The organism is Streptomyces sp. NPDC048197 (genome assembly GCF_043202395.1).
Taxonomy (GTDB): domain Bacteria; phylum Actinomycetota; class Actinomycetes; order Streptomycetales; family Streptomycetaceae; genus Streptomyces; species Streptomyces siderophoricus.
The window spans coordinates 1-13,319 of the sequence record NZ_JBIDAJ010000062.1; the positions used below are offsets into that span (position 1 = coordinate 1).

A 13,319-nucleotide genomic window follows, 5' to 3' on the forward strand; every position below is an offset into this window, starting at 1 on the left:
AAGCGACAGCAGTCCCAAACACCGGCCCCGCAGGCCCGTCACCGCACCCACCACAAACCCAGCCCGCCGCAGGCGCAACGGCGAGACCACCCGCGCCGCCGCAGACAACTACGTACGCGGCGCCGCAAAGCGCAACGGCGACCAAGCCCCACGGCGGGGCAGACAGCTACGTACGCGGCGCCGCAAAGCGCAACGGCGAGACGCCCCGCGGCGGGACAGCCAAGTACGTGGGGGTAGCCTCAACCGCACTGCACCCGACCCCTCAAGGAGCCCCACCGTGAGCCAGCGCACCCTCGTCCTTCTCAAGCCCGACGCCGTCAAGCGCGGCCTGGTCGGCGAGATCATCGGCCGGATCGAGCGGAAGGCCGGCTGGACGATCAGCGCGCTGGAGCTGCGTACCCTCGACCGGGCGATCCTGGAGCAGCACTACGCCGAGCACGTCGGCCGGGACTTCTACGAGCCGCTGGTCGCGTTCATGTCCTCCGGCCCGGTCGTCGCGATGGTCGTCGAGGGGGAGCGGGTGATCGAGGGCGTACGTGCGCTGGCCGGTCCGACTGACCCGATTGCCGCGCCGAGTGGGTCCATTCGTGGGGACTTCGGAACGATCACCCGGGAGAATCTGATCCATGCCTCGGATTCCGAAGAGTCCGCCGAGCGTGAGATCAAGATTTTCTTCCCCGGTATTTCCTGACGTTTCATCAGCTGTACACCCCTCGTGACCAGGGGCGACCGACAAATTCATCGGTCGCCCTTTGGTGTATGCGACACGATCGGGGGAACGCATCACCGCGACACGACGTCACCATTGAGGGGGGCGGGTACGTGTACGGCTGACAATGGCGGAACAGCCTCCCGACGTGTTCGAGTGGGTGCACTACGAACTACGATGGAGGCTTCCGCGCCGCAGCGCGCACCACCTCCTGCCGACCTCCAGTAAGCATTCGCTCCAGTTGGGAAGGCCAGACGTATCCTCATGGGGAACAACATGTCGTTCATCGGCCGTGACATGGCTGTCGACCTCGGGACCGCCAACACGCTGGTGTACGTCAGGGGCCGCGGAATCGTCCTCAACGAACCGTCGGTCGTGGCCATCAACACCAACACCGGGGGCATCCTCGCGGTGGGCGCCGAGGCCAAGAAGATGATCGGGCGCACGCCCGGCAACATCGTTGCCGTACGGCCCCTGAAGGACGGCGTGATCGCCGACTTCGAGATCACCGAGCGGATGCTCCGCTACTTCATCCTGAAGATCCACAAGCGTCGCTACCTCGCCCGGCCGCGGGTCGTGGTGTGCGTTCCCTCCGGTATCACGGGAGTTGAGCGCCGCGCGGTCATCGAGGCGTCGACCCAGGCCGGCGCGCGCCAGGTGCACATCATCGAGGAGCCGATGGCCGCCGCCATCGGGTCCGGCCTGCCGGTCCACGAGGCCACCGGCAACATGGTCGTGGACATCGGCGGCGGTACGACCGAGGTCGCCGTCATCTCGCTCGGCGGGATCGTCACCGCCCAGTCGATCCGGGTGGCCGGCGACGAGCTCGACAACGCGATCATCCAGCACATCAAGAAGGAGTACAGCCTCCTGCTGGGCGAGCGCACCGCCGAGAGCATCAAGATCACCATCGGCTCGGCGTACGACCTGGAACAGGACGAGCACACCGAGATCCGCGGCCGCGACCTGGTCTCCGGTCTGCCCAAGACCGTGGTCATCTCGGCCGCCGAGGTCCGCAAGGCCATCGAGGAACCGGTCAACTCCATCGTCGACGCGGTCAAGACGACCCTCGACAAGTGCCCGCCGGAGCTGTCCGGTGACGTCATGGACCGCGGCATCGTGCTCACCGGAGGCGGCGCCCTGCTTCGCGGCCTCGACGAGCGGCTGCGCCGCGAGACCGGTATGCCCATCCACATCGCCGAGGACCCGCTGGACTCGGTGGCCCTCGGTTCCGGCAAGTGCGTGGAGGAGTTCGAGGCGCTGCAGCAGGTCCTCGACTCCCAGCCGCGCAGGTAACACCCCGGTTCCCGGCCCCGCCGCGGCCGTCCTGCGGCGTCCGCGGCGGTCGGGCACCATGGCGAGTGCGGTCCGTCCGTCCGGCGGACCGCTACGTACCGGCGGTCCCGGTCGTTGATACGGATCGTTGCTGCGAATCGCTGATATACAGGCACAACCTCCTGACAGACACGGTGCCCTGACGTTTCACCACCGGGCCCGTCACAGCAAGGCACAACGCTCAACTCCCGAACGAGACCGGCGGGGCCCGCAGCCGGCCGGTCCTACGAGGAAGGACACGGCCGCCGCACGTGAGGGACACACGAGAGAGCCGGCTGTTGCTGGTGCTGCTGGTCGCGATCGCGTTCGCGCTGATCACGGTCGACATCCGCGGCGGCGAACAGTCCCCGCTCGATGGCGCCCGGCAGGCCGCGGCCGCCGCCTTCGGCCCGGTCGAGGCCGGTGTCGCCCGCGTCGTCGACCCGGTCGGCAACGCCGTCAGCGCCGTACGCGACTCCGGCCGGCGGCACAGCAGGATCGCCCAGCTGCAGCACGAGAACGAGGCGCTGAAGGCCAAGCTCGGCTCCTCGGACCGCAACCGCAACCGGGCCCGGGAACTCGACAAGATCCTCAAGACCGCCGGCACCGGCCAGTACGCCATCAAGGGCGCCCAGGTGATCGCCATCGGCTCGGCCCAGGGCTTCTCCTGGACCATCACCATCGACGCCGGCAGCCGGGACGGCATCGCCCGCGACATGACCGTCCTCAACGGCGACGGTCTGGTCGGCCGGGTCACCACCGTCGGCCCCGACACCTCCACCGTCCTGCTGGCCGCCGACCCCGACTTCACCGTCGGCACCCGCATGGAGAAGACCAACGAGATCGGCTTCGCCAACGGGCAGGGGGTCCGCTCGCTGCGCGTCCAGCTGCTCAACGGCCGGGCCACCGTCAAGAAGGGCGACCGCCTGGTCACCTTCGGGTCCAGCAAGGACAAGCCCTTCGTCCCCGGCGTGCCGGTCGGCCGGGTCGTCAAGGTCGAGCCCTCCAACGGCGATCTGACCCGCACCCTCCAGGTCCGGCCGTTCGTCTCGTTCTCCCAGCTCGACATCGTCGGCGTCGTCGTGCAGCCGCCCCGCCAGGACCCGCGGGACACCGTCCTGCCGCCCGCGCCGGCCAAGCCCAAGCCGACGCCGACGGTCACCGTCACGGCCACGCCCTCCGCGAGCGCCTCCCCCAGGAGCTGACCGATGCGCATCAACCGGATCCTGCTCTCGGCCCCGCTGGTGGTCGTCGCCCTCATCATCCAGGTCAGCATCCTCGGCAGACTCCAACTGCCCGGCGCCGTACCGGACCTGCTGCTGCTCGTCGTGCTCGGCCTGGCGCTCGTTCACGGTCATGTCGCCGGCGCGCTCGTCGGCTTCTTCGCCGGGCTGCTGGCCGACCTGGCCCCGCCGTCCGACCACGCCATCGGCCGCTACGCGCTGGTCCTGTGCGTCATCGGCTACCTCGCCGGGCTGACCAAGCCAGATTCCGGCCAGCACCGCTCGGCGACCCTGCCGCTGATGGTCGTCATCGGCGCCGCCATCGGCTCGACCCTGATGTACGCCGGCGTCGGCTCGCTCGTCGGCGACACCGCCGCCCGCCACGTCGGCCTGGTCGGGCTGCTGCTCAGCGCCACCCTCTACGACCTGCTGCTGGCGCCGTTCACGGTCCCGCTGGTGATGGCGCTGGCCCGCCGTACCGAGCACGACTCGGTGGTCGGCGACGGTTCCCCCAGCCCGAGCGGCACCGCCACCCGTGACTCCGCGTACGGCTGGCTCACCACCGGCACCGGACTCAAGGCCAGCCGCGGCGCCATGAAGTCGGCCCGCGCCAAGGCCCACATCGGCAGCCAGCGCGGCGGACTGCTCGGCAAGTCGGCCCGCGACAAGGCCGGCCGGATCAAGGGGGTCAAGCGGCTGTGACCCATCTCCCCGAAACCCGCACCTCGCGGGTGAGCGTCCGGCTCATCGCGATCCAGATCCTGGTCTTCTCCCTGCTGCTCACCCTGGGCGGCCGGCTCTGGTACCTGCAGATCCGCAACGGCCAGGAGTACGCCACCGAGGCGCGCAACAACCACGTCCAGCAGGTCGTCGACCCCGCCACCCGCGGCTCCATCCTCGACGCGCGCGGCGTGCCGCTGGCCGACAACCAGACCCGGCTGGTCGTCTCCGCCAGCCGCACCGACCTGCTGAAGATGAAGGACGACGGCAAGGCGGTGCTCGGCCGGCTCGCCAAGGTGCTCGGCATGTCCGAGAAGGAGATCCGCAACAAGGTCCGGCTCTGCGACTCCAAGACCCCGCAGCCGTGCTGGAACGGCTCGCCGTACCAGCCGATCCCGATCACCGACGAGGCCACCACCCAGCAGGCCCTGCAGATCCGCGAGCGGTCCGAGGACTTCCCCGGCATCACCGCCGAGCCCACCGCCGTCCGCCGCTACCCGGCCCCCGTCGGCGCCAACACCGCGCAGGTGCTCGGCTACCTCTCCCCGGTCACCGACGAGGAGATCAACAAGGCCAAGAACACCCACTCGCCGCTGCTCCGCTCGGACCAGATCGGCCGCTCCGGCCTGGAGCGCACCTACGACAAGTACCTGCGCGGCAAGGCCGCCGTCACCCGCTACGAGGTCGACAACCTCGGCCGGGTCATCGGCCAGGCCAAGAGCGAGAAGGGCCAGTCCGGTGCGTCGATAGTCACCAGCATCGACGCCCGGGTGCAGGCGCTGGCGGAGAAGCAGCTGGACCAGGCCATGAAGGACGCCCGTAAGGTGCACGACAAGAACACCGGCACCAACTACAAGGCGGACTCCGGTGCCGTGGTCGTCATGGAGGCGAAGACCGGCCGGGTGGTGGCGATGGCCTCCAACCCCAGTTACGACCCGAACGCCTGGGTCGGCGGCATCTCGGGCAAGGACTACGCCCGCCTCACCGGCAAGGACTCCAACTACCCGCTGCTGAACCGCGCCATCCAGGGCCAGGCCGCCCCCGGCTCGATCTTCAAGGTCATCTCGACCACCGCGGCGGTCAACGCGGGCTACGACTTCGACGGCCACTATCCCTGCACCAGCTCGTACAGCATCGGCGGCCAAGTCTTCCGGAACTTCGAGGGCGAGGGCCACGGCGACATCAGCCTGGGCCGGGCGCTGGAGGTCTCCTGCGACACCGTCTTCTACCGGCTCTCGCACGAGGAGTGGAAGAAGGACGGCGGCGACAAGCCGAAGAAGGACCCCAACGACTGGTTCTACCGGACCGCCCACCAGTTCGGGCTCGGCAAGGAGACCGGTATCGACCTCCCCAACGAGGTCAACGGCCGGGTCCCCGACCGCCGGTGGAAGCACAACTTCTGGAAGGCCAACAAGGACGGCTGGTGCCGGCAGGCCAAGGCCTGGCCCAAGAAGAAGGACTACACCACCAAGCTCGCCCGTGAGGGCTGCCTCGAAGGCATGAAGCTGCACGCCTACGACTCGATCAACTACGCCATCGGCCAGGGCGACACCCTCGTCACCCCCATCCAGATGGCGACCATCTACGCCGCGATCAGCAACGGCGGCACGCTCTACGACCCCACCGTCGGCAAGGCCATCGTCAGCCCCGACGGCAAGCACATCCAGCAGATCGCGCCGCGCTCGCACGGCAAGCTGCCGGACAGCCCCCACACCCTCAGGCAGATCGACTCCGCACTGGCCGGCGTCGCCACCCGCGGCACCGCCGCCTGGCGCTTCCAGGGCTGGCCGCAGGACAAGATCCCGATGCACGCCAAGACCGGTACCGCCGAGGTCTACGGCAAGCAGACCACCTCGTGGTTCGCGACGTACACCAAGGACTACACGATCGTCATGACGATCTCCCAGGGTGGTACGGGTTCCGGCGCCTCCGGCCCGGCCGTGCGCAACATCTACAACGCCCTGTACGGCGTCGACGAGAAGGGCGGCATCGACCCGAAGGCGGCCCTGCTGCCCAGGCCGCAGGGCAAGCTGCCCAAGATCGAGAGCGACGGCACCATCGAGGCCCAGCCCATCAAGCCCTACGTCCCGCCGTCCCCGTCGCCCTCACCTTCGGGGAGCCCCCAGTGACCTCAAGCCACACGTCCCGGGCGTTCTCCGTCCGCCGCTACACCCCGGAACTCGGTACCTGGGGAAAGCTGACGGCACGTGACTCCGTGCTGCGCAAGCTGGACTGGATACTGCTGGTGTCCTGCCTGCTGCTGTCGCTCATCGGCTCGCTGCTCGTCTTCTCCGCGACCCGCAACCGCACCGAGCTCAACAAGGGCGACGAGTACTACTTCTTCCTGCACCACCTGCTGAACCTCGGCATCGGCCTGGCGCTGGCCGGCGGCACGATCTGGCTCGGCCACCGCACCCTGCGCGGCGCGATCCCGGTGCTGTACGCCCTGTCGGTGGTGCTCGCCCTGCTGGTGCTGACGCCGCTCGGCGCCACCATCAACGGCTCGCGCTCCTGGCTGGCGATCCCCGGCGGCTTCTCCCTCCAGCCCGCCGAGTTCGCCAAGATCACCATCTCGCTCGGCATGGCGATGATCCTGGCCTCCCGGGTCGACGCCGGCGACCGCCCGTACCCCGGTCACCGCACCGTCGTCCAGGCCCTCGGGCTGGCCGCCGTGCCCGTCGCCATCATCCTGCTGATGCCCGACCTCGGCTCGGTCATGGTGCTCGGCGCCGTCATCCTCGGCGTGCTGCTGGCCTCCGGCGCCTCCAACCGCTGGATCCTCGGACTGGTCAGTGCCGGCGTCGTCGGCTGCGTCGCCATCTGGCAGCTCGGGCTGCTCGACGCGTACCAGATCGCCCGCTTCGCCGCGTTCGCCAACCCGAGCCTGGACCCGGCCGGCGTCGGCTACAACACCAACCAGGCCCGGATCGCCATCGGCGGCGGCGGACTGACCGGCTCCGGGCTCTTCCACGGCAGCCAGACCACCGGCCAGTTCGTCCCCGAACAGCAGACGGACTTCATCTTCACCGTCGCCGGCGAGGAGCTGGGCTTCCTCGGCGCGGGCCTGATCATCGTCCTGCTCGGCATCGTCCTGTGGCGCGCCTGCCGGATCGCCCGCGAGTCGACCGAGCTCTACGGCACGATCGTGGCCGCCGGCATCATCGCGTGGTTCGCCTTCCAGGCCTTCGAGAACATCGGCATGACGCTCGGCATCATGCCGGTGACCGGCCTGCCGCTGCCCTTCGTCTCCTACGGCGGCACGTCGATGTTCGCGGTCTGGATCGCCATAGGGCTGCTCCAGTCGATCCGGGTCGGCCGCCCGCTGTCCGCGTCCCGCTGACGGCGCGCGCCCGGCCCGCGCCGGGTCACCGCACGGTGTACAGCTCGAACCACAGCGACGCGGACCGCGGCCCGCCGGCGTACGGCGTGGTGCCCCAGTCGTCGGCGAGCTCGCCGGTCAGCCACAGCCCGTGATCAACGTCCTCGGCCACCGGGTCGTACGGCGGCCGGGCCTGGGCGGGGACGGCCGGTGGGGGGCGGCGGACCGCGGCCCCGTCGTGCACACTGATCCGCAGGCCGTGTCCGGCCGTCAGCAGCCGCAGCAGGATGTCCGCCGACCGCGGGGTGCGCAGATGGGAGCTGGTGACCGCCTCCGAGGTGAGCAGCACCGCGGTGTCCAGCAGCGGGGTGAGCGGGGTGCTGCGCAGTACGGCCCGGACGAAATCGCGGGCGAGCTTCGGGCTGGTGGGTTCGCTCGGCGCCGTCAGCAGGAACGGGCGGGCCCCCGCCGAGAAGCGGATGGGTGACCGGGCGACGGCTGCGCTGTGGGGATGCACGGGTGTCTCCCTCCCCGAGGGGTCGAGTGAGCGCCGATCGCCACCCTGAGTGGGCGGCTAGTGACACACGGTAAGCCACCTTCCCTGGCATGTGCCACCCGCTCTTCCGATGCCGGCACAGACCACGCAGAGCGATCCTGTCCGGGTGGGTGGTCCCCGTTATGGCTGCTGGCTACATTCGAGGCATGGCGGACACCGTGCGGGAGATCGAGCGGAAATACGAGGCCGACGACGACACCCACCTGCCCGACCTGGCCGGCGTCGACCGGGTCGCCACGGTGGAGGAGCGCGGCACCGAAAACCTGGACGCCCTCTACTACGACACCGCCGACCAGCGCCTCGCCGCGGACGGCGTCACCTTCCGGCGGCGCACCGGCGGCCCGGACGCCGGCTGGCACCTGAAACTCCCGGTCGAGCCCGGTGTGCGGGAGGAGATCCGGGCACCGCTCTCGGACGCCCCGCCCCCCGAACTTGCCGCCCTGGTCCGCTCCCGGACCCGCGGCCAGGACCTGATCCCCCTGGTGCGGCTGCGGACCCGCCGGACGGTCCGCGTGCTGCGCGACGCCGCGGGCGCACCGCTGGCCGAGGTCGCGGTGGACGCGGTGACCGCGCGGCGGGTGACGTTCGCGGCCCGGCACCCCGCGGCGTCCGGCGGCACCGGCCCGATGGAGGCGTGCTGGCACGAGATCGAGGTCGAGCTGGCCGGTGCCGGCGACGGCGACGGTACGGGCAAAGGCGGCGGCCGTACGGGCAAGAACGGCACCGGCAAGAACGGCACCGGCACGGGCGGCAACGGGGACACCGGACTCCTGGACGCGATCGGCCGGGCGCTGGCCGACGCCGGGGTGCGGCCCGCCTCGGCGCCCTCCAAGCTGGCCCGGGCACTGACCGAGACCGGCCTGCGCGCCGGGGGGCCCGACGGCGCCGACGGGCGCCCCGCGGGCGCATCGACCGCCCGCTCCGGCGGGAAGCCGCGTACCGCCGCGGACCTCGTCCTGGACTACGCCGCCACACAGGTGCGGGCGATCACAGCCCTCGATCCCGCGGTCCGCCGCGACCTGCCCGATTCCGTGCACCAGATGCGGGTCGCCACCCGCCGCCTGCGCAGCGCCTTCCGCTCCTACGCCAAGGTCCTCGACCGCGCCGTCACCGACCCGATAGGCGCCGAACTCAAGTGGCTGGCAGGGGAGTTGGGGGTAGGCCGGGACCAGGAGGTGCTGGCCGAGCGGCTGCGTGCGGGGCTGGCGGAGGTGCCCCGGACGCTCCGGCTCGGCCCGGTGGCCGCCCGGCTGCGGCTGTGGTCCGAACGCAACCGGGCCGGTGCCCGCGACCGCCTGCTCGCCGTACTGGACGACCCCCGCTACCTGGCCCTCCTCGACCGGCTGCACGCCCTCCTGGCGGACCCGCCGCTGCGCACCGCCGCCAAGCGGCCCGCCTCCGAGGCGGCGGCCCGGGCCGTCCTCAAGGACTACCGGCGGCTGGCCGGGCGCGTGGCGGCCGCGCTGGACGCCCCCGCCGGCCGGGGACGGGACGAGGCGCTGCACAGTGCCCGCAAGGCCGCCAAGCGGGCCCGGTACGCGGCCGAGGCGGCCCGCCCGGCGCTCGGCAAGCCGGCGAAGAAGTTCGCCAAGCGGATCAAGAAGGTGCAGCAGCTGCTCGGCGACCACCAGGACAGCGTGGTGGCCCGCGGCGCCCTCCGTGACCTGGCCACCCAGGCCCACCGCGCCGGCGAGGGCGGCTTCACCTTCGGCCTGCTCCACGGCCGCGAGGAGGCCCTGGCCGCCCAACGGGAACGCGACCTCCCGGCCACCTGGGCGAAGGCGTCCCGTAAGCGGCTGCTGGCGCGGCTGGGGGCGTGAGACGGGGGCACCGCGCCCGCCGTGCGATTTCGGGTGCCGCCGAGCGGGTTACGCTTGAGAGTCGCCCCTTGTCAGCCCACGAAGGTTCGAGATGTCCGAGTCGGTTTTCCCGCAACTCGAAGCTCTGCTCCCACACGTGCAGAAGCCGATCCAGTACGTCGGCGGTGAGCTCAACTCCACGGTCAAGCCGTGGGAGAGCTGCGACGTCCGCTGGGCCCTCATGTACCCCGACGCGTACGAGGTCGGGCTGCCCAATCAGGGCGTCATGATCCTCTACGAGGTCCTCAACGAGCAGGAGGGCGTGCTCGCCGAGCGCACCTACAGCGTCTGGCCGGACCTTGAAGCGCTGATGCGTGAGCACGAGGTGCCGCAGTTCACGGTCGACGCGCACCGCCCCGTCGGCGCCTTCGACGTGCTCGGCGTGTCCTTCTCCACCGAGCTGGGCTACACCAACCTGCTCACCGCCCTGGACCTGGCCGGCATCCCGTTCGAGTCCAAGGACCGCACCGACGAGCACCCGCTGATCCTCGCGGGCGGCCACGCCGCCTTCAACCCCGAGCCGATCGCGGACTTCCTCGACTGCGCGGTGGTCGGCGACGGCGAGCAGGCGGTGCTGGAGATCACCGAGATCATCCGCGCCTGGAAGAACGAGGGCCGCCCGGGCGGCCGCGACGAGCTGCTGTTCCGCCTCGCGAAGACCGGCAGCGTCTACGTCCCCAAGTTCTACGACGTCGAGTACCTGGCCGACGGCCGGATCTCCCGCGTCGTGCCCAACCGCTCCGGTGTCCCGTGGCGGGTCTCCAAGCACACCGTCATGGACCTCGACGAGTGGCCGTACCCCAAGCAGCCGCTGGTCCCGCTCGCCGAGACCGTCCACGAGCGGATGTCGGTGGAGATCTTCCGCGGCTGCACCCGCGGCTGCCGTTTCTGCCAGGCCGGCATGATCACGCGCCCCGTGCGGGAGCGAAGCATCACCGGCATCGGCGAGATGGTGGACAAGGGGCTGAAGGCCACCGGATTCGAGGAGGTCGGCCTCCTCTCCCTCTCCTCCGCGGACCACACCGAGATCGGTGACATCGCCAAGGGCCTCGCCGACCGGTACGAGGAAGACAAGATCGGCCTGTCGCTGCCCTCCACCCGGGTCGACGCCTTCAACATCGACCTCGCCAACGAGCTGACCCGCAACGGCCGCCGGTCCGGCCTCACCTTCGCCCCCGAGGGCGGCTCCGAGCGCATCCGCAAGGTCATCAACAAGATGGTCTCGGAGGAGGACCTGATCCGTACGGTCGCCACGGCCTACGGCAACGGCTGGCGCCAGGTGAAGCTGTACTTCATGTGCGGTCTGCCCACCGAGACCGACGACGACGTGCTGCAGATCGGCGACATGGCGGTCAACGTCATCGCCAAGGGCCGCGAGGTCTCCCGGTCCAACGACATCCGCTGCACGGTCTCCATCGGCGGCTTCGTCCCCAAGCCGCACACCCCCTTCCAGTGGGCCCCGCAGCTCTCCGCCGAGGAGACCGACGCCCGCCTCGAAAAGCTCCGCGACAAGATCCGCGGCGACAAGAAGTACGGCCGTTCCATCGGCTTCCGCTACCACGACGGCAAGCCCGGCATCGTCGAGGGCCTGCTCTCGCGCGGTGACCGCCGCGTGGGCTCCGTCATCCGCGCCGTCTACGAGGACGGCGGCCGCTTCGACGGCTGGCGCGAGCACTTCTCCTACGACCGCTGGATGCGCGCCGCGGAGAAGACGCTGCCGGAGTTCGGCGTGGACGTCGCCTGGTACACCACCCGCGAGCGGGAGTACGAGGAGGTCCTCCCCTGGGACCACCTGGACTCCGGCCTCGACAAGGACTGGCTCTGGGAGGACTGGCAGGACGCCCTCGACGAGACCGAGGTCGAGGACTGCCGCTGGACCCCGTGCTTCGACTGTGGGGTCTGTCCTCAGATGGACACCCAGATCCAGATCGGCCCCACGGGCAAGAAGCTGCTGCCGCTGACGGTCGTCAAGTAGCGCTTCCCGTAAGGCAGTTCGGCCCGGCCTCCGCCCTCGCGGTGGCCGGGCCGCGGTGTGCTCGGCACAATGATCCGATGCCCGCACCGCACACGCCGACGTCAGGGCGGCTGGTCGTCCCCTCCGTCGCCTTCCACGACTCGTTCCTCGCCGCGATGGACGAGTTCCGCGCCGACGGCGCCGAGCACGCTCCGCGGTCCAACCTGGCGCGCGAACTGCGCACCTGGCGCACCCGCTGGCCGACCCCCGAGGGGTTCGCCGCGTACGTCGCCGTGGTGGGCGGCACCGCGTACGACGAGCGCGCCGACGGCCGGGTGCCGGTGTCCACCCGGTGGTGGGTGGTGGACGGCAGCTATCTGGGCCGCGTCACCTTCCGCCACCGGCTCACCCCCTCCCTCCGTACCTGGGGCGGTCACCTCGGGTACGCGGTACGCCCCGGGGCCCGCCGGCAGGGGCACGCGACGGCGATGCTGCGCGCCGCCCTGCCGATCGCCCGCGACGAGCTCGGCATCGATCCGGTGCTGGTCACCTGCGACGCGGACAACCTCGGATCACGCAAGGTCATCGAGGCCTGCGGCGGGATCTTCGAGGACCAGCGGGACGAGAAGCTGCGGTACTGGGTCACCGCGGCGGTGCCCGCCGGCGGCGTCGGCGGCGGGTCCGGCGGCAGCGCTGAGGGTGGCCGGACCGCCCTTGGGGAACCTGGCGGCCGTGAGACACGTACTCTAGGTAGCAGTACGACCGCACTCACGAAGGACTGAACGACACTGGGCAAGCGACAGCCCGAAGGCCCGCCGCCCGCACCGGCGGTGCAGCGCATCCGACTGCGCTACACCAAGCGCGGCCGCCTCCGGTTCACCAGCCACCGCGACTTCCAGCGCGCTTTCGAGCGGGCGCTGCGCCGCGCCGAGGTCCCCATGGCCTATTCGGCGGGTTTCACCCCGCACCCCAAGGTGTCGTACGCGAACGCCGCCCCGACCGGCACGGGCAGTGAGGCCGAGTACCTGGAGATCCAGCTCGCCGCGCGCCGCGACCCGGACAAGCTTCGCGAACTCCTCGACGAGTCGCTGCCGGCCGGGCTCGATGTGATCGAATCGGTCGAGGCCCGCACCAGCGGCCTGGCCGACCGGCTGCAGGCGTCGGTGTGGGAGCTCCGGCTCGACGGGGTCGTCCCCGAGGCCGCCGCCCACGCCGTCGAGGCGTTCCTCGCGGCCGAAGAGGTGCTGGTCGAACGCCGTACGAAGAACGGCATGCGGACCTTCGACGCCCGGGCCGCGGTGGCGCATCTGGAGGCGGCCGGTTGCCAGGGCGATAGGCCCGACGGCAATGCCTGTGCGATACTGCGGCTGGTTGTTCGGCATGTGACACCCGCCGTTCGACCCGACGACGTCCTGTCCGGCCTCCGAGCTACGGCCGACCTGGCGCCGCCGGTCCCCGCTGCGGTGACCAGGCTGGCGCAGGGGCTGCTCGATGAGGAGACCGGCGCGGTGACCGACCCGCTTGCGCCCGACCGCGACGCTGCCACGGCCGCCCCACCCACGGCCGCCGGGCAGAGTGCCGCGAAGGCGCCGGGCGGGGCTTCCCCGGCAGCCGGGGACGGTACTGCGTAGGACCGCCGTCGTCGCGTCGCCGATCAACCAGGGC

At 70.9% G+C, this 13,319-nt stretch carries 11 protein-coding genes; 10 read left to right on the top strand and 1 reads right to left on the bottom strand.

Annotated features, from left to right (window positions below):
• Nucleotides 1-277 precede the first annotated feature (277 nt).
• The 6 genes from ndk (at nt 278) to rodA (ending at nt 7,306) form a co-directional block, all read left to right on the top strand.
• Nucleotides 278-691 (top strand): nucleoside-diphosphate kinase, encoded by a 414-nt coding sequence (gene ndk / locus ACGF4C_RS38235; protein ID WP_362144848.1) that lies wholly within the window; start codon nt 278-280, stop codon nt 689-691.
• 294 nt (nt 692-985) lie between these two features.
• Nucleotides 986-2,005: a rod shape-determining protein gene (locus ACGF4C_RS38240; RefSeq protein ID WP_003985182.1), complete on the top strand. Its 1,020-nt coding sequence runs from the start codon at nt 986-988 to the stop codon at nt 2,003-2,005.
• A gap of 290 nt (nt 2,006-2,295) precedes the next feature.
• Entirely contained in the window at nt 2,296-3,228 is a 933-nt protein-coding gene (mreC, locus tag ACGF4C_RS38245; protein WP_030413819.1) for a rod shape-determining protein MreC, read from the top strand.
• Between the two features lie 3 nt (nt 3,229-3,231).
• Nucleotides 3,232-3,948, top strand: a complete 717-nt coding sequence (gene mreD / locus ACGF4C_RS38250) for a rod shape-determining protein MreD (RefSeq protein WP_393573106.1) — start codon at nt 3,232-3,234, stop codon at nt 3,946-3,948.
• Nucleotides 3,945-6,095, top strand: a complete 2,151-nt coding sequence (gene mrdA, locus ACGF4C_RS38255; RefSeq protein WP_393573108.1) for a penicillin-binding protein 2 — start codon at nt 3,945-3,947, stop codon at nt 6,093-6,095. Before mreD ends, mrdA begins: the two co-directional genes overlap by 4 nt.
• Nucleotides 6,092-7,306, top strand: a complete 1,215-nt coding sequence (rodA, locus tag ACGF4C_RS38260; RefSeq protein WP_030413822.1) for a rod shape-determining protein RodA — start codon at nt 6,092-6,094, stop codon at nt 7,304-7,306. Before mrdA ends, rodA begins: the two co-directional genes overlap by 4 nt.
• 25 nt (nt 7,307-7,331) lie before the next feature.
• Here the strand turns inward: rodA and ACGF4C_RS38265 are convergent, their stop codons facing one another.
• Nucleotides 7,332-7,802, bottom strand: a complete 471-nt coding sequence (locus tag ACGF4C_RS38265; protein ID WP_393573110.1) for an ATP-binding protein — start codon at nt 7,800-7,802, stop codon at nt 7,332-7,334.
• Nucleotides 7,803-7,987: 185 nt separating this feature from the next.
• Between ACGF4C_RS38265 and ACGF4C_RS38270 the strand changes: the two genes are divergently transcribed.
• The 4 genes from ACGF4C_RS38270 to ACGF4C_RS38285 all read left to right on the top strand — a co-directional run bounded on the left by ACGF4C_RS38270 (nt 7,988) and on the right by ACGF4C_RS38285 (nt 13,285).
• Entirely contained in the window at nt 7,988-9,661 is a 1,674-nt protein-coding gene (locus ACGF4C_RS38270) for a CHAD domain-containing protein (protein ID WP_393573112.1), read from the top strand.
• Nucleotides 9,662-9,752: 91 nt separating this feature from the next.
• Nucleotides 9,753-11,675: a TIGR03960 family B12-binding radical SAM protein gene (locus tag ACGF4C_RS38275; RefSeq protein WP_393573114.1), complete on the top strand. Its 1,923-nt coding sequence runs from the start codon at nt 9,753-9,755 to the stop codon at nt 11,673-11,675.
• A gap of 77 nt (nt 11,676-11,752) precedes the next feature.
• A complete protein-coding gene (locus ACGF4C_RS38280; protein ID WP_393573116.1) occupies nt 11,753-12,436 on the top strand; it encodes a GNAT family N-acetyltransferase in 684 nt (227 codons plus the stop codon).
• Nucleotides 12,437-12,484: 48 nt separating this feature from the next.
• Entirely contained in the window at nt 12,485-13,285 is an 801-nt protein-coding gene (locus ACGF4C_RS38285; RefSeq protein WP_393573118.1) for a TIGR03936 family radical SAM-associated protein, read from the top strand.
• Nucleotides 13,286-13,319 lie beyond the last annotated feature (34 nt).

Excerpts from the sequence above, each read along its gene's own strand:
- mreD (WP_393573106.1), top strand. The coding sequence starts at position 3,232 with ATGCGCATCAACCGGATCCTGCTCTCGGCCCCGCTGGTGGTCGTCGCC.
- ACGF4C_RS38280 (WP_393573116.1), top strand. The coding sequence starts at position 11,753 with ATGCCCGCACCGCACACGCCGACGTCAGGGCGGCTGGTCGTCCCCTCC.
- ACGF4C_RS38270 (WP_393573112.1), top strand. The coding sequence starts at position 7,988 with ATGGCGGACACCGTGCGGGAGATCGAGCGGAAATACGAGGCCGACGAC.
- ACGF4C_RS38275 (WP_393573114.1), top strand. The coding sequence starts at position 9,753 with ATGTCCGAGTCGGTTTTCCCGCAACTCGAAGCTCTGCTCCCACACGTG.
- ACGF4C_RS38240 (WP_003985182.1), top strand. The coding sequence starts at position 986 with ATGTCGTTCATCGGCCGTGACATGGCTGTCGACCTCGGGACCGCCAAC.